Source organism: Tabrizicola sp. T74, assembly GCF_057219935.1.
In genome coordinates this window covers 457,946-474,949 of the sequence record NZ_JBXVVT010000001.1, presented here as the reverse complement: position 1 = coordinate 474,949, position 17,004 = coordinate 457,946, and the positions used below count along the sequence as shown (strand labels likewise).

The 17,004-nt window shown below is 66.5% G+C and carries 19 protein-coding genes; 6 read left to right on the top strand and 13 right to left on the bottom strand.

From position 1 onward, the window contains the following. Positions 1-54 precede the first annotated feature (54 nt). On the top strand, positions 55-414 hold the full coding sequence (locus AC2EAL_RS02490) for a dihydrodipicolinate reductase (RefSeq protein WP_484722585.1): 360 nt from the start codon (positions 55-57) through the stop codon (positions 412-414). A 203-nt stretch (positions 415-617) separates the two neighbouring features. Continuing rightward, the gene (locus AC2EAL_RS02485) at positions 618-1,025 is read left to right on the top strand and encodes a (R)-mandelonitrile lyase (protein ID WP_484722584.1); all 408 of its coding nucleotides are present in this window, start codon (positions 618-620) and stop codon (positions 1,023-1,025) included. A gap of 867 nt (positions 1,026-1,892) precedes the next feature. On the opposite strand, the gene AC2EAL_RS02480 is transcribed toward AC2EAL_RS02485, so the two are convergent. After that, positions 1,893-2,063: a DUF1674 domain-containing protein gene (locus AC2EAL_RS02480; protein ID WP_484722583.1), complete on the bottom strand. Its 171-nt coding sequence runs from the start codon at positions 2,061-2,063 to the stop codon at positions 1,893-1,895. A 71-nt stretch (positions 2,064-2,134) separates the two neighbouring features. Here AC2EAL_RS02480 and AC2EAL_RS02475 point away from each other — a divergent pair, with 71 nt between their 5' ends. Beyond that, positions 2,135-3,367 (top strand): RsmB/NOP family class I SAM-dependent RNA methyltransferase, encoded by a 1,233-nt coding sequence (locus tag AC2EAL_RS02475; RefSeq protein ID WP_484722582.1) that lies wholly within the window; start codon positions 2,135-2,137, stop codon positions 3,365-3,367. 138 nt (positions 3,368-3,505) lie between these two features. On the opposite strand, the gene AC2EAL_RS02470 is transcribed toward AC2EAL_RS02475, so the two are convergent. The 5 genes from AC2EAL_RS02470 to dapE form a co-directional block, all read right to left on the bottom strand. Further along, a complete protein-coding gene (locus AC2EAL_RS02470) occupies positions 3,506-4,768 on the bottom strand; it encodes a lytic murein transglycosylase (RefSeq protein ID WP_484722581.1) in 1,263 nt (420 codons plus the stop codon). Continuing rightward, positions 4,765-6,996 (bottom strand): ribonuclease R, encoded by a 2,232-nt coding sequence (gene rnr, locus AC2EAL_RS02465; RefSeq protein ID WP_484722580.1) that lies wholly within the window; start codon positions 6,994-6,996, stop codon positions 4,765-4,767. The genes AC2EAL_RS02470 and rnr overlap by 4 nt, the downstream gene beginning before the upstream one ends. Before the next feature lie 43 nt (positions 6,997-7,039). Then, positions 7,040-7,381 carry a luciferase domain-containing protein gene (locus tag AC2EAL_RS02460; RefSeq protein ID WP_484722579.1) on the bottom strand — a complete coding sequence of 114 codons (342 nt, stop codon included), beginning with the start codon at positions 7,379-7,381 and terminating at the stop codon, positions 7,040-7,042. A 94-nt stretch (positions 7,382-7,475) separates the two neighbouring features. Further along, the gene (locus AC2EAL_RS02455; RefSeq protein ID WP_484722578.1) at positions 7,476-7,892 is read right to left on the bottom strand and encodes a GNAT family N-acetyltransferase; all 417 of its coding nucleotides are present in this window, start codon (positions 7,890-7,892) and stop codon (positions 7,476-7,478) included. Between the two features lie 14 nt (positions 7,893-7,906). Then, positions 7,907-9,055, bottom strand: a complete 1,149-nt coding sequence (gene dapE, locus AC2EAL_RS02450) for a succinyl-diaminopimelate desuccinylase (protein WP_484722577.1) — start codon at positions 9,053-9,055, stop codon at positions 7,907-7,909. Positions 9,056-9,191: 136 nt separating this feature from the next. Here dapE and AC2EAL_RS02445 point away from each other — a divergent pair, with 136 nt between their 5' ends. Then, positions 9,192-9,566 carry a hypothetical protein gene (locus tag AC2EAL_RS02445; protein WP_484722576.1) on the top strand — a complete coding sequence of 125 codons (375 nt, stop codon included), beginning with the start codon at positions 9,192-9,194 and terminating at the stop codon, positions 9,564-9,566. Between the two features lie 3 nt (positions 9,567-9,569). Here AC2EAL_RS02445 and AC2EAL_RS02440 read toward each other — a convergent pair whose 3' ends face one another. Further along, positions 9,570-9,902: a hypothetical protein gene (locus AC2EAL_RS02440; RefSeq protein ID WP_484722575.1), complete on the bottom strand. Its 333-nt coding sequence runs from the start codon at positions 9,900-9,902 to the stop codon at positions 9,570-9,572. Positions 9,903-9,960: 58 nt separating this feature from the next. Further along, positions 9,961-10,362, bottom strand: a complete 402-nt coding sequence (locus AC2EAL_RS02435) for a hypothetical protein (RefSeq protein WP_484722574.1) — start codon at positions 10,360-10,362, stop codon at positions 9,961-9,963. A gap of 180 nt (positions 10,363-10,542) precedes the next feature. Here AC2EAL_RS02435 and AC2EAL_RS02430 point away from each other — a divergent pair, with 180 nt between their 5' ends. Beyond that, positions 10,543-12,111, top strand: a complete 1,569-nt coding sequence (locus AC2EAL_RS02430) for a choice-of-anchor L domain-containing protein (RefSeq protein WP_484722573.1) — start codon at positions 10,543-10,545, stop codon at positions 12,109-12,111. A 3-nt stretch (positions 12,112-12,114) separates the two neighbouring features. Here the strand turns inward: AC2EAL_RS02430 and dapD are convergent, their stop codons facing one another. The 3 genes from dapD to AC2EAL_RS02415 form a co-directional block, all read right to left on the bottom strand. Further along, entirely contained in the window at positions 12,115-12,939 is an 825-nt protein-coding gene (gene dapD / locus AC2EAL_RS02425; protein ID WP_484722572.1) for a 2,3,4,5-tetrahydropyridine-2,6-dicarboxylate N-succinyltransferase, read from the bottom strand. A 69-nt stretch (positions 12,940-13,008) separates the two neighbouring features. Continuing rightward, the gene (locus tag AC2EAL_RS02420; RefSeq protein WP_484722571.1) at positions 13,009-13,641 is read right to left on the bottom strand and encodes a hypothetical protein; all 633 of its coding nucleotides are present in this window, start codon (positions 13,639-13,641) and stop codon (positions 13,009-13,011) included. 72 nt (positions 13,642-13,713) lie between these two features. Further along, positions 13,714-14,133 (bottom strand): MarR family winged helix-turn-helix transcriptional regulator, encoded by a 420-nt coding sequence (locus tag AC2EAL_RS02415; RefSeq protein WP_484722570.1) that lies wholly within the window; start codon positions 14,131-14,133, stop codon positions 13,714-13,716. A 100-nt stretch (positions 14,134-14,233) separates the two neighbouring features. Here AC2EAL_RS02415 and AC2EAL_RS02410 point away from each other — a divergent pair, with 100 nt between their 5' ends. Then, positions 14,234-15,052 carry an LOG family protein gene (locus AC2EAL_RS02410; protein ID WP_484722569.1) on the top strand — a complete coding sequence of 273 codons (819 nt, stop codon included), beginning with the start codon at positions 14,234-14,236 and terminating at the stop codon, positions 15,050-15,052. Positions 15,053-15,058: 6 nt separating this feature from the next. Here AC2EAL_RS02410 and AC2EAL_RS02405 read toward each other — a convergent pair whose 3' ends face one another. After that, the gene (locus tag AC2EAL_RS02405) at positions 15,059-15,601 is read right to left on the bottom strand and encodes an NYN domain-containing protein (RefSeq protein ID WP_484722568.1); all 543 of its coding nucleotides are present in this window, start codon (positions 15,599-15,601) and stop codon (positions 15,059-15,061) included. A 73-nt stretch (positions 15,602-15,674) separates the two neighbouring features. Continuing rightward, positions 15,675-16,886, bottom strand: a complete 1,212-nt coding sequence (locus AC2EAL_RS02400) for a winged helix-turn-helix domain-containing protein (RefSeq protein ID WP_484722567.1) — start codon at positions 16,884-16,886, stop codon at positions 15,675-15,677. Positions 16,887-17,004 lie beyond the last annotated feature (118 nt).

The window sequence follows — 17,004 nt, the reverse complement described above, 5'->3', positions numbered from 1 at the left end:
CGACTCGGGAACCTTTGCGTATATAGACTGTTCACCAAACCGGGGGGTGATGCCGTGCGCGCCGTTCTTCTTGCCAGTCTCCTGATCCTGCCGCTGCCCGCGGCTGCCGACGAGTTCAAGCCGGTGAAGGACAAGGACCGCTTCCTTGACCTCGTCGAGAACCGCGAACTGCGGATCGGCCTTTACAATCTCTCGCTCAACGTCCTGCCCGACGGCCGTATCGACGGATCGGCAATGGGCTGGGACATCACCGGGGAGTGGGCCTGGAAAGACGGCTACTTCTGCCGCGAAATGGACTGGAGCGGGATGGAAATCGACTACAACTGTCAACTGGTCGAGGCGCAGGGGGCCGAGAGACTCCGCTTCACCGTCGACCAGGGCAAGGGCGACTCTGCGACCTTCCGCCTGCGGTAACGCTCGTCGTCTCCTCCGTCGCTTCTCGCTGACTTTCGCCGGTCCACACCTTGCGCCACCTGCTCGCAACCTGTCACCCCCGCGAAGGCGGGGGTCCATGTTCACCGCCGTTCCCCAGCGACGAATGGCCGAAGGCGCGACGCAAGAGCCCCCCAAGCCCCCCATTCCCTGCTAGGCTCCCGTCAAACCCCAGGGAGCCACTCATGAAAATCTACCCCGCCGGCCACGCCCCCTCCCGCCAAGGCTCGCCCGACTGGTTCACCGGCCGCGTCCGCCTCGACCCGCTTTTCAGCCCCGACGAACCGGACCGCGTGCAAGGCGTCCACGTCACCTTCGACACCGGCGCCCGCACCAACTGGCACACCCACCCCCTCGGCCAGACCCTGATCGTCACAGCGGGCCTCGGCCGCTGCCAGTCCGAGGGCGGCCCCGTCCAAACCATTCGCCCGGGAGACGTGGTGACCTTCGCCCCCGGTGAACGCCACTGGCACGGTGCCGCGCCTGACCGCGGCATGTCCCACATCGCCATCCACGAGGTGCAGGGCGGCCGCAGCGTCGACTGGCTGGAGCCGGTCAGCGACGCGGACTATGGGGCGGCGCCGCAAGGCTGACCCCGACACCTCCCGCCTTCCATTGGCTCTGCACGCACCACAGGCCACCCCGCACCTCCGCTCCCCCGCGTGCGGAGGGGGTGGGGGTGGGTGGCTTCATCGGCGCAAAGCAGTTGGAGCCCGCCCCGGCCCCCTCCCGATCCAGCGCCACCGACTGGATTCAGCCGGTCAGCGACGCCGACTGTGTGGCCGCTCCGCAGGGCTGACCCTGAGACCTCCCGCCAGCATTGGCTCTGCGCGCACCACAGGCCACCCCGCTTTTCCCGTCCCCCGCGTGGGTAGGGGCGGGGGGAGGGGGCTCCGTCGCGGTCAGGCAGTGGAGGCCCTGCCCCTGTCCCCGAGCCAGGGCGTTCGTCTTTTCACCACAAGGGGTGCTCTTCAGATCGCCACCACAGACCGCGACCCTTGCCCATCCTGAGGCGATCCTTTCGCCGTCTCCGCCCGTACGACCTTTCGACCGTACCCCCCAGCGGACGCCACTGGTATGGCGCCGCGCCTGACCGGGGGATGGCCCACATCGCCATCCACGAGGTGCAGGACGGCCGCAGCGTCAACTGGATGGAGCAGGTCAGCGATGCAAGCTATGGGGCCACACCGCAAGCCTGACCCTGACGATTCCCTTGGGCTCTGTGCGCACCCGAGGCCATCCCGTACCTCCCCTCTCCCGCGTGGGGAGGGGATGGGGGTGGGGGGCTACGCGCAAGGCCCTGCTGGACGCCGCCCGGACGGCCCCCGAAAACATCCTTTCCAGGTCCCTAACGTCCGCAAGCAACCATTTGCAACGAAAAGGAAATCCAGAAATGTCCACCGTGGACAAAAGCGACGAGAAGCCGAAGGCGCACGAGGAGCTGCCCCCCGACGGACCGATCAGAAATCGACCGCCAGCCCCTTCTTCTCCCAATCCCCATAGCGAACCGGCTCCGGCCCATCCCGGCCCCCCAGCTCCTTCGGCAGCGGCTCCTTCAAGGCCGCCGCCTTCCGCCGCTCCTCCGCCTCGGCCAGCGCCCGCTTCGCCGCGGGGGGCAGATCGTCTTCCATGACAGACCCTTTCCTTGTGTGGCCCTCCCTCCTGATATAACCCCGCCCCCAGTACCAGCAAGAGGACGGACATGGCCGAAGGGGTCACCGCACGCGCCACCGCAGTCGCAATCCTGGACGGCGTCCTCGGCGAAGGCCGGATGCTGTCCGACTTCTCCGGCGACCATCTCCCCCCCGCCGACCGCGCCCGCGCCCTGCGGCTGGCCGAGACGGTGCTCCGCCACCTGGACCCCGCCGACAAGCTCCTGGAGAAACACCTCCGCAAGTCCCCGCCCTTGACCGTCCGCAACACCCTCCGCCTCGCCGTCGTCGAGCGCGCCCAAGGCGCCCCCGCCCACGGCACAGTCAACGCGGCGGTCGAGATCACCCGGAATGGAGGCAAGCGCACCGCCCATCTGACTGGCCTCGTCAACGCCGTCCTCCGCGCGCTGCCCGACCCCATCACCCTCTCGGTCCAGAAACTCCCCCGCTGGCTCCGCCAACCCCTCGTCCATACCTACGGGCGCGACGTGACCACCGCCATCGAAGCGATCCACGCCCAGGAGCCCCCGCTCGACCTCACCCTCCGCGAAGGCTTCCCCCACCCCGAGGGCGAGTTCCTCCCCACCGGCAGCCTCCGCCTCCGCACCCCCGGCCAGCTGTCCACACTGCCGGGCTATGCCGAAGGCGGCTGGTGGGTCCAGGACGCCGCCGCCGCCCTCCCGGCCAAGCTTCTGCAGCCGATGCCGGGAGAACGCATCCTAGACCTCTGCGCCGCCCCCGGCGGCAAGACCCTGCAACTCGCCGCCGCAGGCGCCCAGGTCACCGCCCTCGACATCTCCGCCCCCCGCCTCGCCCGCTTGCAGGCTAACCTCGCCCGCACCAACCTCGCCGCCATCCTCGTCACCGCCGACGCCCTCCACTGGCAGCCCGAGGCCCCCTTCGACGCCATCCTCCTCGACGCCCCCTGTTCCGCCACCGGCACCATCCGCCGCCACCCGGACCTGCCCTTCGTCAAGGACGGCTCGGAACTCCCCTCCCTCACCACCCTCCAATCCCAACTCATCGACCGCGCCCTCGGCTGGCTGAAACCGGGAGGCCGCCTCGTCTTCTCCACCTGCTCGCTCCTGCCCGAGGAGGGCGAAGCCCACCTCACCGTCACCCTGGAACGCCACCCGACCCTCACCGTCGAACGCCCCGACCTCCCCGGCATCGAGCCGCACTGGTGGACCCCTGAAGGCGCCCTCCGCCTCCGCCCCGACTACTGGGCCGAGAACGGCGGAATGGACGGCTTCTTCATGGTCCGGCTGCGCAAGCCTGCCTGACCAAACCATTTGCCCATTCGCAAATACTCTCGGGGGTTTGGGGGCGAAGCGCCCCAACGTCCGAGGAGGAGGCGAAGCCCGACGACGAGACGAAAGGACTTCGCGCGTCAGCGCTCATTTCCGGTTCCGCGCGAGCAATCAGCGCAGCCGGTCCAGAACCTCCAGCGAGGGATACCCGTCCGGCACCATCCCCCGTGCCTTCTGGAACGCCTTCACGGCGGCCACCGTCTTCGGCCCCATCCTCCCGTCGACACCGCCCGCATCGAACCCGGCCCTGGTCAGCAGGTCCTGCAATTCCTTCCGCTCCTCCAGCGTCAAGGCGCGCAACTCGCGCGGCCAGCCCGACTGGATCGCCGGGCCCCCGCGCAGCCGGTCGGACAATGAGCCGATCGCCACCACATAGGCATCCGCCGTGTTGTACTTCTCGATCACCTGGAAGTTCGGCCAGATCAGGAAGGCCGCCCCCCGGTGCCCACCGGGCAGCAGGATCGACCCCGGCCCATGGTCCGGCAGGTCCTCGCCGAACACCGTCCGGACGCCCATCGCCTGCCACTCGCTGACCGGCTTCACCACCCGCTCGGTCGTCTGGTCGTAGTCGAACCCCTCCGGCAGGCGCACCTCCACGCCCCAAGGCTGCCCCTTGGTCCACCCCCAGTGCCGCAGGTAATTCGCTGTGGAAGCCAGGGCGTCCGCCGGATCATCCCCCCACAGGTTCCGTTTCCCGTCGCCATCGAAATCGACCGCGAACTTCTCCCAGCTCGACGGCATGAACTGGGTATGCCCGCTGGCCCCCGCCCATGAGCCCGCAAACCGTTCCACATGCCCGCCCTCAACAATCTTCAAGGCCGCGATAAGCTCCGCCTCGAAGAACGCCCCCCGCCGCCCCTCGTAGGCCAGCGTCGCCAAGGACCCCAGCACCGGCAGATCGCCCCGGTAAGTGCCATAGGCGCTCTCCAGCCCCCAGACCGCCGCGACGACTTCCTTCTCGACGCCATACTCCGCCTCGACCCGCTCCAGCAGCGCGCGGTTCTTCCCGATGGCCTTCAGCCCCAGAGCTACCCGGTCCTCCGATACGGCGGTGTCCAGGTAATCCCAGATCGTCTTGGTGAACTCGTTCTGGTTCCGGTCGCGCTCCACGACCTTCGGGCTGAACTCCACCCCCCGCATTGCCGCGTCAAACGTCGCGGCCGAAACCCCAGCCTCCAACGCCCGCGCCCGGAAACCCTGCACCCAAGCGTCGAGCCCAGCCTGAGACCCCATCTCCATCTCCATCCCCGCCACCGGATCGGGCAGGATTGTCTGCGCCATTGCCAAACCGGGCACGACGCCGATGCCAAGCGCCACCAAAATCCTTCGAAGGATTTTGCAAATCTTTTCGAAAAGATTTGCCCCGCCCCTCATCGCCGCTTCCGCACCAGCCGCCGCTTCGCCGCTGCCTGTGCGGGCTTCCGGGGGCTGTACTTCCCGCCCTTCCGCCGCGGTGGTCGCACCACAGCGCCCTCGACCGACAAAAGGTCCAGGATCAGCCCCCCCGTCACCGGCACGGCTTCTGCCAGCCGCACCATGACCCGCTGCCCGATCCCCAGCACCAGCCCGGTCTCCGACCCCATCAGTGTCTGGCTGCCCTCGTCATAGTTGAAATACTCGCGCCCCAGGGCCCGCACCGGGATCAGCCCGTCCGCCCCCGTCTCATCCAGCCGCACGAAGACCCCGAACCGCTGCACGCCCGAGATCCTCCCGGCAAACTCCGCCCCCACCCGGTCGGCGAGGTAAGCCGCAAGATACCGGTCCGTCGTGTCCCGCTCCGCCGCCATGCTGCGCCGCTCGGCCTCGGAGATGAGCTTCCCCGTCTCCTCCAGATTCTCCTCGTCCCAGGCCGACAACCCGTCCTTGCCCCACCCATGCGCCGAAATCAGCGCGCGGTGGACGATCAGGTCGGAATAGCGCCGGATGGGCGAGGTGAAATGCGCATAGTTCCGCAAGGCCAGTCCGAAATGCCCGAAGTTCTCCGGGTGGTAATAGGCCTGCGTCATCGACCGCAGCGTGGAGAGGTTGATCAGCTCATCGAACTCCGTCCCCTGCGCCTGGGACAGAAGCCGGTTCAGGTGCTTCGTCTGCAACACCTGCCCCTTCGCCAGCGTCATCCCGGCGCCCTCGGCCACCTCGCGCAGCCCCTCCAGCTTAAGTGGCGAGGGCTCCTCGTGCACCCGGAACAGCAAGGGCCGCTTCAGCCGGATCAACTCCTCGGCCGCCGCGACGTTGGCGAGGATCATGAACTCCTCGATCAGCTTGTGCGCGTCGAGCCGCTCCTTGAACGCGACCGAGACGACCTTGCCCTCGTCGTCCAACTCGATCTTCCGCTCCGGCAGCTCCAGGTCCAGCGGCTGGCGCACCTCCCGCGCGCGTTTCAACGCGGCATAGGCGGCGTACAAGGGCTTCAGCACCGGCTCGACCAACGGAGCGGTCTTCTCATCCGGCGACCCATCCACCGCCGCCTGCACCTGCGCATAGTGGAGTGATCCGACCGACCGCATCATGCCCCGGACAAAGCGATGGCCCCGCTTGTGCCCGCCTGCGTCGATCACCATCCGCACGGCAAGGCAGGCGCGGTCCACGCCCTCGTGCAGGGAACAGAGGTCGCCCGACAGGATGTCCGGCAGCATCGGCACCACGCGGTCGGGGAAATAGGTGGAGTTCCCCCGCTTCCGCGCTTCGCGGTCCAGGGCGGAGCCGGGGGTGACGTAATGCGCCACGTCGGCGATGGCGACCCAGACGACGAAGCCGCCGATGTTGCCAAGGTCGGTGTCCGCCTCGGCATAGACGGCGTCGTCGCGGTCGCGGGCGTCGATGGGGTCGATGGTCAGAAGGGCCATGTCGCGCAGGTCCTCGCGCCCCGCCAAGCCGACAGGTTCGGCCCGGTCGGCCTCGGCAATCACCGCGTCGGGGAAGACATCCGGGATGCCGTGCTGATGGATGGCGATCAAGGACGCCGCCCGCGGCCCTGCCGGATCGCCCAGCCGCGCCACAACCCGCGCTGCCGGAAGCCCCAGTCGCCGCGCGCCCACCGCTTCGGCCTCGACCAGTTCCCCGTCCCGCGCGCCGCCCGTCATGTCGGCGGCCACGCGCCATTCCTTGTCCGACCCCTTCTCGGTCGGCACGATCCGCCCGCCCTCGGCATTCGCCCGGAACACTCCCAGCACCTTCCTGGGGTTCGACCCCAGCGCCCGGATCAGCCGCGCCTCGTAGGCGTAGTCGTCCAGATCAACCTTCGCCAGCCGCGCCAGGATGCGGTCGCCCGCCCCCAAGGCCGGATCGCCCTTCTTCGGGATGATGAGGATGCGGGGCCCCTCGTCCACCCCTTCCTCCAGCGGCTTCGCGTAAAGGTCACCCTGCGCGTCCGGTGGCAGCACCTGCAGCACCGCGACGGGCGGCAACACGCCCTTCTCGTGGAACCGGCGCGAGGTCTTCTCGACCACCCCCTCGCCCTCCAGCTCACGCAGAAGGCGCTTCAGCTCGATCCGCGCATCGCCCTTGATGCCGAAGGCCTTGGCAATGTCACGCTTGGCCGCAAGGCCGGGATTGTCGATGATCCACTGGCGGATCTCGTCCTTGGAGGGAAGTGGTTTCATGCCCCCGACCTAGCACGAGAGAGGGGCGAAGACTATCCTGTGGCTAGCCTTCCGGCATCGGCTCGGGCGGCTGCTTCTTGCGCACGATCAGGTCGTAGTTCAGCCGGAACAGGTCCAGCGCCCGGTTCACGCCCTCACCCGCAAGGGGCACCGTCACCCAGCCGCTGTCTGGCAGGAAATGGTGCGGCTCGGCCCGACCCTCGGCGACGAGTTCATTCCGCAGCTTGGTCGGAAACGGCAGGTCGGCGTGGCTTGAGCCGTGCAGATGGCCGATCTCGCGTGTGCCATAGGAGAACGTCGTGGCGCCAAATCGTCCCGGGCCGGTGGTGATGCCGGGCCAGGTAGTCAATTCCTCAGAAATCGTCTGGAAGGGAGAGCGGGTCATGGTGGAAACCTCCGGTCCCGCAAATCTGGGTCCTGCGCACAGACGCACAAGAGGCCGCACATGCACAGCCGAGGCGCCCTATCTGCACAGAAATCTAGAGCGACCGGCGCATGTGGCGGTGCGGGATGCCGGCGTCCAGAAACTCTTCGCCTTCCACCACGAAGCCCAGCTTCTCGTAAAACCCCGTCGCATGGGATTGCGAGCCGAGATAGGCCTCGGTCACGCCCGGCACGCGCGCCAGCTCCTGCAACGCCGCGCCGATCAGCGCCGCGCCCAGACCCAGGCCACGGGCCTCGGGCAACACGCAGACCCGGCCGATCTTGCCGACCGGACCCTTGACCAGCAGCCGAGCCGTCCCGACCGGGCACTCCCCGTCCCAGGCCAGCAGATGGATCGCGCGGCCATCCAGCCCGTCGACCTCATCCGCCTCCGACACCCCCTGCTCGTCAATGAACACCACCCGGCGCAGCGCCTGGCAGGTCGGGATGTCGTCCGTGACCTCGATCTTCATGGTCTCCTTGGCCGTCACGCGAAGTACTCTCGCAGGATCCGACCATAGATCGCCTTAAGCTGGTGGATATGCGCGATCTCCACCCGCTCATCGACCTGGTGCATGGTCTTGCCGACCAGGCCGAACTCGATCACCGGGCAATGGTCCTTGACGAACCGCGCGTCCGACGTGCCCCCGCTGGTCGAAGCGATGGGTTTCTTCCCCGTCTCGGCCTGCACCGCGCGGGCCACCATCGCCGACAACTCGCCTGGGGGGGTCAGGAAGGCTTCGCCCGAAACGCTGATTTTCAACCCGATCTCGCAGCCCGATGCCTCGGCCACCGCCTCCGCCTCATGCCGCAGCCAGGCCGACAGGGTGTCCCCGGAATGGGTGTCGTTGAACCGGATGTTCACCACCGCCGTCGCCTGCGCCGGAATGACGTTCGACGCCGGGTTGCCGCAGTCGATGGTGGTGATCGCCAGCGTCGAGGGGTCAAAGTGCTGCGTCCCCCGGTCGAGCGGTTCCGCGTCCAGCTTGGCCAGCAGCTTCACCAGCGCCGACAAGGGGTTCTTCGCCCGATGCGGATAGGCAGAATGCCCCTGCACCCCCGTCACCGTGATCCGCGCCGTCATGCTGCCGCGACGGCCGATCTTCATCATCTCGCCCATCTCGTTCGGGCAGGTGGGCTCTCCCACCAGGCAATGCGTCATCCGCTCGCCGTTGAAGGCCATCCAGTCGAGGATCGCCACCGTCCCGTCCTTGCCCTCGCCTTCCTCGTCCCCGGTGATCGCCAGGATCACCGCGCCGTCCGGAGGCGTTTCCCGCACGAAATCCACCGCTGCCGCGACAAAGGCCGCCACGCCCGACTTCATGTCGCAGGCGCCCCGGCCATACATCACGCCGTCCACCACCTCGGCGCCGAACGGGTCGTGTGTCCAGGCCGCCGCGTCGCCCACCGGCACCACATCGGTATGCCCGTTGAAGCCGAAGGCCTTGTTCGCCCCCTGTTTGCCCCAGCGCGCGTAAAGGTTGGCAATCCCGCCCCGGTCGACCCGCGTGCAGGTGAACCCTGCCTCGCCCAGGACGCCGGCCAGCAAGTCAATCGCCCCGCCTTCCGCAGGGGTGACCGAGGGACAGCGGATCAGGCGGGCTGTCAGTAGGGCAGGGTCCAGGGGTTCGGACAAGATCGGGAACCTCAAAGCGATAAAGTGGTCAGAACACCTAGCCGCAAAGCCCCCGACCTGCAATGCTGCGCCAGACCCAAGGCTTGCCTCTCCCGCCACGTCACAGAAAGACCTGTTTTTCGCGAAAGGACCCTGGATGCCCAAGTTCCGCCTTGCCCTTGCAGCCCTTGCCATTGCCGTCCCGCTTTCCGCCCAGGCCCAAGAGCCAGCCGTCGCGATACCCTCCCAGCCGGGTGGCCCGGTCTCGGTCAGCGTGTCCTATTCGGTGAACGAAACGCTCAGCTCGCTTGACCCCGCTGCCGTGGCGGCGATCGAGACGGCGCACCGGGACTCGATGCTGAAACGTGCCGATGGCGAATGCGCCGCGATCCTGGCCACTATCGCCACCGACTGCGCGGTCACTGCGATCAACATCTCGTCGCAGGTCAACAGCTATCCCGGCCAGCCGCCCGCGCTCTATGTCAGCAGCACTGTGAACCTGCAGGTCACGCTGAAAAGCGCGGCACCCTGACGGTCAGTCGAAGAACGGCGTGATCTCGGCCACGATGACCGAGTTCTCCTTCAAGGCGCGTTCCATCAGGAAGCGTTCCTCGTCGTCGATCTCCTCGCCCGATTTCAGGCGTTCCTCCAGGTTGCCCAGGCCCTGAACCTCCAGGGGCGACAGGTCGGCCTCCTTCAGGATCGCCACCGTCTCGCGCACGGCTTCGGCCTCGTCGACGCCCGAGGCATAGCACATCAGCGCCGCCCCGGTGGCCTTCGGCGGCAGGCCGTCGCCCTCCTTGCGGCCGACCTCGACGATCAGCGCATAGACCTGTTGCGGGCGTTTGGGCTTGGGATCGTCCTGCATCGCGCGTCTCCGAAAGGGCAGGGCAGGCATAGCGCAGGCGCAGGCTCCGCGCCAGCCTTCAGGGCAAGCGGGAAAAGGTGACGGTCTGGACCACGTCCCCGCCAAGCGGGATGTCGATCACCAGAACCGCGCCGCCTTCCAGCACCTCGACCCGTGCCGGCGCAGCCTCAAGGTCCCCGGTCAGCCTCAGCGCGCTGCCCTCCAGCGACCATTCGCCTCTATAGTCCAGAAACGGCATCTCCCAGGTCCCGTCCGCCGCCAGGTCCAAGGAGCCGAACGGACTAGGCGTGATCTGCACATCGGGGACCGGGGTGACCGTCACTCCGGTGATCGGGCTGTAGGTCGACTGCAGGCGGGTCCCGACCGTGGTGATCGTGCCCTGCCAACTGCCTGCAAGGTCAAGCGCCTCGGCCAGGGCGGGCGACACGGCAAACAGAAGGGAAAATAGGGCCTTGCGCATCTCCACCTCCCGCCGGGCTGGCCCTTGGGTGCACCCGACCCTGCGGCCTGTCAACTGAGGGCAGCCATACCCCATGCCCCGGCGGGAACGGGACAGTTTTAGTCATCTTTTCCGGGGCCATTAACCGTTCCTGAGACGTTCCGCCCGACCTTGCCACGGACTCCTGCGGCAAGGATTGTCATGGTCGATGCAACGAAACTTCCGGTGGAAACCGGCGTGGATGCCACGCGGCTGGCCGAAACCATGTTCGGCCCCGGCATCCAGATCGTGGGCGCGACCTATACCGGCGATCCCGTATCAGCCGGGATCTACACCAGCGGCGACACCATTGCTGCGGACGCAACGCCTTCCGACACCGGCGTGATCCTGTCCACAGGCAACGCCGGGGATTTCACCAATGCCACGGGTGAAGCCAACCAGTTTTCCAATCGGTCGACCGATACCACCGGGACCAACGGCGATGCCGACCTGAACGGGATTGCCGGCGCCCCGACCTTTGACGCCGCGATCTTCGAGGCCCAGTTCATTCCCTTGGGCTCGACGCTGTCGATGCAGATCACCTTCTCGTCCGAGGAGTATCTCGAATACATCGGATCCGGCTTCAACGACGCGGTCGGGGTCTGGGTCAACGGGCAGAAGGCTGAACTGACCGTCGGCGATGGCGACATCTCGATCGACAACATCAACCCGGGCCAGAATGGCAACCTCTTTGTCGACAACCGGGAAGACCAGTTCAACACCGAGATGGACGGCTTCACCGTCACGTTGACGCTGAAGGCGCCGGTCATCTCCGGGCAGGTCAACACCATCAAGATCGGCATCGCCGACGCGGGCGACGCGTTCTTCGACAGCAACCTTCTGATCGCTGCCGATTCGATCCAGACCGCTGTCGTCGCCGGCGATGACAGCTTTGTCGTCGGTCAGAACAACCAGGCCACCGTCAACTTGCTCGGCAACGACGCCAACACCGGCGCTGGCACGCTGACCATCACCAAGATCAACGGCATTCCGGTCAGCGCAGGCAGCCAGATCACCCTGTCGTCGGGTCTGGTGATCGTTGTCAACGGTGACGGCACCATCACCGCCCTTGCCGACTGGAACGATCCCCTGGGGGTGGAGAGCTTTTCGTATGAAGTGACGAACGCCGACGGCATCTCCGATGTTGGCTTTGTCAGCGGCGAGGTCGTGCCTTGCTTTGTCGAAGGAACAAGGATCGAGACTGATCGCGGTCCGGTGCCCATCGAAGGCATCCAGGTCGGCGACCTGGTCCTGACCCTTGACCACGGGTTCCAGCCGGTGACCTGGCATGGCGTCCGCACGGTGCCCTCGGCGGGTGCCATGGCCCAGGTCCGCATCCCGGCAGGCAGCCTTGGCGATCATGGCGCCTTGGCCGTTTCACCGCAGCACCGGCTACATGTCGCGGGCTGGCGGGCGCAGCTTTACACTGGCGAGGATGAGGTGCTGGTCAAGGCCATCCACCTTGTCCGCGCCGGTCTTCTGACCCAGGACCTGTCGGGCAAGCCGGTGACCTATCACCACCTCCTCTTCGCCCGCCACGAAATCATCCGCGCCGAAGGGCTGTGGAGCGAAAGCTACTATCCCGGTCCTGCGACGCTTGCCGGTCACGACCCCGAGGTGCAGGCGGAACTCTTGTCGCTCTTCCCCGAACTTGCCACCGACCCGGACAGCTACGGCCCCTCGGCCCGTACCGAAGTCCGCGCGCATGTCGCTGCACTGTTGGTGGCCTGACCGTCAGTCGCGGAGAAGTTCGTTGATCGAGGTCTTCGCCCGGGTCTGTGCATCGACCTTCTTCACGATCACCGCGCAGTAAAGGTTGATGCCCCCCTTCGACGGCATCGACCCGGCCACCACGACCGAGCCCGCCGGGACCTCGCCATACATCACCTCGCCGGTCTCCCGGTCGACGATTTTCGTGGACTTGCCGATGAACACGCCCATGCCGAGGACCGACCCTTCACGGACGATGCAGCCCTCCACCACCTCGGACCGCGCGCCGACAAAGCAGTTGTCCTCGATGATCGTGGGGCCCGCCTGCATCGGCTCCAAGACGCCGCCGATCCCGACGCCGCCCGACAGGTGCACGTTCTTGCCGATCTGCGCGCAGGACCCGACAGTGGCCCAGCCGTCGACCATCGAGCCTTCATCGACATAGGCGCCGATGTTCACAAAGGACGGCATCAGCACCACGCCCTTGGCGATATAGGCCGACCGCCGCACGATCGACCCCGGAACCGCACGGAACCCGGCCTTGCGCCAGTCGGCTTCCGTCCAGCCCTGCCATTTCGACGGGACCTTGTCCCACCAGTTCGACCCGCCATTGCTGCCGGAAATCTCGTACATGTCGGTCAGCCGGAACGACAGCAGGACCGCCTTCTTCGCCCACTGGTTCACGTGCCAGTCGTTGCCCCGCTTTTCCGCCACCCGCAGCGTGCCGCTGTCCAGCGCGGTCAGCGTCGCCTCGATGGCATCGCGCACCTCACCCTTGGTGGCGGGAGAGATGCCATCGCGTGCCTCCCATGCGGCTTCGATGGCGGTTTCGAGTGCGGCGTTGGACATCGGGCAGCTCCCATTTCATGCTGGAGCGGCTTTAGCCGAAGGCCCCCGACTGCGCAACATGCCCCAGGGTCAGGCCCTGCTGCGTTGAAACTGCAGAAGCAGCAGCAAGATGAAGATCGGGACGAGGTAGCCCGGGATCATGACCATCGGCATCTGCTGCATCGCCGCAGGCGTCGGCTCGCCCGCCACATGCAGGATGCGTCCCTCAGCAGAAAGCGAACCCAGCGTCAGAACGACCGCAAAGTCCGCCAACCCGGCGTAGGTCAGCTGCCGCACGCGGGCCTGCCAGCCGATTGACGCTCGGGCGACCGCCAGGGTCGCCGGGATCGCAAGGATGCCGACCGCGATATCGCCGATGGCGGCAACCCAGGCGAAGATCGTCGGCAGGTTGCCCATCCACCAGACGAACAGGAACACTATTCCGATGACGCGGAACGTCTGCAAGGCGACCAGGGTCGCAAGATCCCAGCTGTCGGTCCAGCGCCGGATCGCCGGTATCGTCCGCCAGAGGACCACGCCAATCAGGACCGGTATCAGGATGCTTGCTGCAAGCTTCAGCGGAGGTTGACCCGGCGACTGCTGCAGCCCTTGCGCCTCGGCCAATAAAATCACTCCGGCACCCCAGGCCAGCAGGACAAGGCCAAGCAGGACCCAGGGCAGTATCCCGCTACGGGCGGGTAGCGACAGAGACGTATCAGACATCGGAAGCTCCATTATTGTATGTATCTACACGTAACTATCGTCACAGTTTCCGCACGATGGTTTCAGCCCTCGTCAGGAAGAGGATAGGGACTTCAGGCTGGACATCAGTTGCGTTGCGGCTTCTGGTCCCAGGCGGTCCACCAGCCGTGCTTGCCAGGCCCGCCACACAGGCATCGCCCGCTCCAGCATTGCCCGGCCCGCGTCGGTGAGCTGCCACAGCCTTTCACGCCGATCTTCGACGCTGCCTTCCGTGATCCAGTTCTTCTGCGCCATCACGGCCAGATTTCGTGTCATCGTCGTCCGATCGGCGTCGACCGCGACCGCGATCTGGCCGACCGTCATCGGACCCATGAAATGCAGCCGGGCCAGCGCCGTAAACTGCGGCGCGGTCAACCCCAGGTCGGCGGCTTCCGCCTCGAACCCCCGGGCGAGGGCGCGCGCGGCCCGCATCAGGCCATGGGTCAGGCAGGCGGAGGGGTTGGTCAGGTTCATACGTGCATCTACACATATAATCCCCACCCAAGCAAGCTGTTTCTGCCCGTGACCCGGGCGCCATGACCCGCTAGGGTCGCGCAAGAACCCGAGGACCCGCATGAAAGACGAACCCCGCAGCCACCCGTTCCGTGACAGTGTCGAGGATATCGCCGCCGCCAAGCGCATCCCCGACACGCCGCAGACACGCGCGCCGGCCTATCGCCTTGCCTTCACCGACGAAGACTTCATGAAGCGCGAGGAGCTGCGCCCCGTCCGCCTGCAGCTGGAACTCCTCAAGCCGCAGCTCATCATGGACGAACGCGGCATCGAATCGACCATCGTCATGTTCGGTGGCGCCCGCATTCCCGCCCCCGAACACCGCGACCAGGCCCGCACCAAGACGCTGGCTGACCTGTCGCACTATTACGACGAAGCCCGCCGCTTTGCCCGGATCATGACCGAACGCTCCTTGGAGACCTACGGGCGCGAGAATGTCATCGTCACCGGCGGCGGCCCTGGCGTGATGGAGGCCGGCAACCGCGGAGCGGACGAGGCTGGGGGGCAAAGCATCGGCCTCAACATCGTGCTCCCCCACGAACAGGCCCCGAACGCCTATGTCACCCCGGACCTGTCGTTCAACTTCCACTACTTCGCCATCCGCAAGATGCACTTCCTGATGCGCGCCAAGGCCGTCGTGGTCTTCCCCGGCGGCTTCGGCACGATGGACGAGCTGTTTGAATCGCTCACCCTGATCCAGACCCAGCGGATGAAGCCGATCCCCTTCCTTCTGTTCGGTCGGGATTGGTGGGAGAAGGTGGTCAACTGGAACCACCTGGCCGACGCCGGGGTAATCTCGCCCGAGGACCTGTCGCTGTTCGCGATGGTGGAAACGGCGGAAGAGGCGGTCAGCGTGATCGACGGCTGGGTGCTGCCGTAGGGTGTGCTACAGCGCACCTTCCTTCGCAGCTAACCCTTTCAGCCAGACCCGACCGTCGCGCATTTCGCCACGCACCAGGTTCTCTGGTTTCGCCACATCGGGATAACGCTCTGTCCAGTCGCGGTACCGGTCATTGGTGACAATCCGAGCCTTCAGGTCGCGGGCGGTTTCCAGAAGGAACGGGTCGGCCTGCTGGCCCTTTGGCACCACCAGGATCTGGTCCCTCGGCAGGGACAGCATCCTCGACATCTCGCGCTCGCCCATGAACTTGCCGGTCAGCTTGTAGCCGATGTTCGCATCGAACACGACGCCCGGCTTGAAACCCCGAAGCGACAGATCATGGACGACCTGCTTCAGCGGCGCAAGCTGGGGCGAGTTGTCCAGCCAGTAGATCACGTTCGACCCGTCGACCAGGATGACCGGCCTGCCGTCAGAGGGTTCCCCGGTACCGGAGGTGCGCTTTCCGGGGGATCGCCGGAACCAGAGGACAAGAAAGACTGCGACAAGTGCGCAAAGGATCAACACAAGGAACGAGAACTGGTCGGACATCGAAAGGCTACCGCGGAAATGTGAACTCCCGAAACCCTAGCGTCGTTTTGTCTGCTTCGCCATCCCGGCCATTTCAGCCACTGACTCTCCCCAGCGTCTCCCGCTCCCACCTCTCCAGAAACTCTACGCGCTCGCACCCCGCAAACACCGCAAGCCGGTTCAACTCGGCCTCCAGCTTCGCCTGCCTTCCCTTGGTCAGTTTCACCCCCGCCTCGGGCCAGAACGCCTTGACCCGCAGCGCGCCGGCGTCGCGGAAGGCCTTGGCGTCGATCCGGCCGACAAGCCGGTCACCCTCCAGCACCGGAAAGACATAATAGCCGTACTGCCGCTTCGGCTCGGGGACGAAGACCTCGATCCGGTAGTGAAAGCCGAACAGGAACTCGGCCCGGTCGCGGTCACGCAAGGCCGGGTCGAAGGGCGACAGGATGCGCAGGCGCGGGGTCGGTTCGGGTGGCTCCTCGTCCAGCGTCTCGGGGAAGACGAATACCTTGCGGCGCTGGCCCTTTGCACCCTCGATTTCGGCCTCCACGATCTCGCCTCGCGCCTGCGCCTCGCGGCACCACTCCTTCGCGGCCTCGGGGCTGACCGCATTCCAGTAGGCCGCGATCTCGCCGCTGGTGCCGAAGCCCAACTGTCGCAGGGCCGACCGGCAGGCCCAGTCGCACAGCTCCTCCGCCGGGAAGGGGGTGCGATGCAGCTCGGGGATCACGCGTTCGGTCAGGTCATAGATCTTGGCGAACCCATCCCGCCGGGTGATCGCTAGCCGCCCCGTCCGCCACAGCCATTCCAGCGCGGTCTTCGACGGATGCCAGTCCCACCAGCCGCCCTTGCCCCGCACCTCGCCTTCGCCCACGTCCGCCGTGCCCACCGGCCCGTCCTTGGCGATCCGGTCCAGGATGGTGTCGAACTGCGCCTCGTATCCTTCACGGAACCAACTGCGCCAATTCTTTTCCAGCCGCACGGCGTCACGTTGGAACCGGTGCTGCCAGACCCCGTGCAGCCGCACCGGCAGGATCGAGGCGTCATGCGTCCAGTGCTCCCAAAGCGCGCGGTCGCGTTCCAGTAGCCGCTTCAGCGCCGGGGGACGGAACGATTGCCGCCGCGACCACAGGATCATGTCATGCGCCCGCGCGATGGTGTTGATGCTGTCGACCTGAACGAACCCGATCCGCTCGATCAGGTCGTGCAATGCCTGGCCCGAGGCAGGCCCCGTGGGGGCCTCAGCCAAGGCGTGGCGGTCCAGGAAAAGGCGGCGCGCGCGGGGGTTCGGAAGCAACGGAAGCATCCCCAAGGCCTAACATTGCAAAGTGTTTCGGCAAATGGCCGAATTGTTATCGAAACATCCGGCCCGCAAGGTTGCAATGTGGGTCATTGTCCTTACTATCCCCTTGTCTCCCGACACT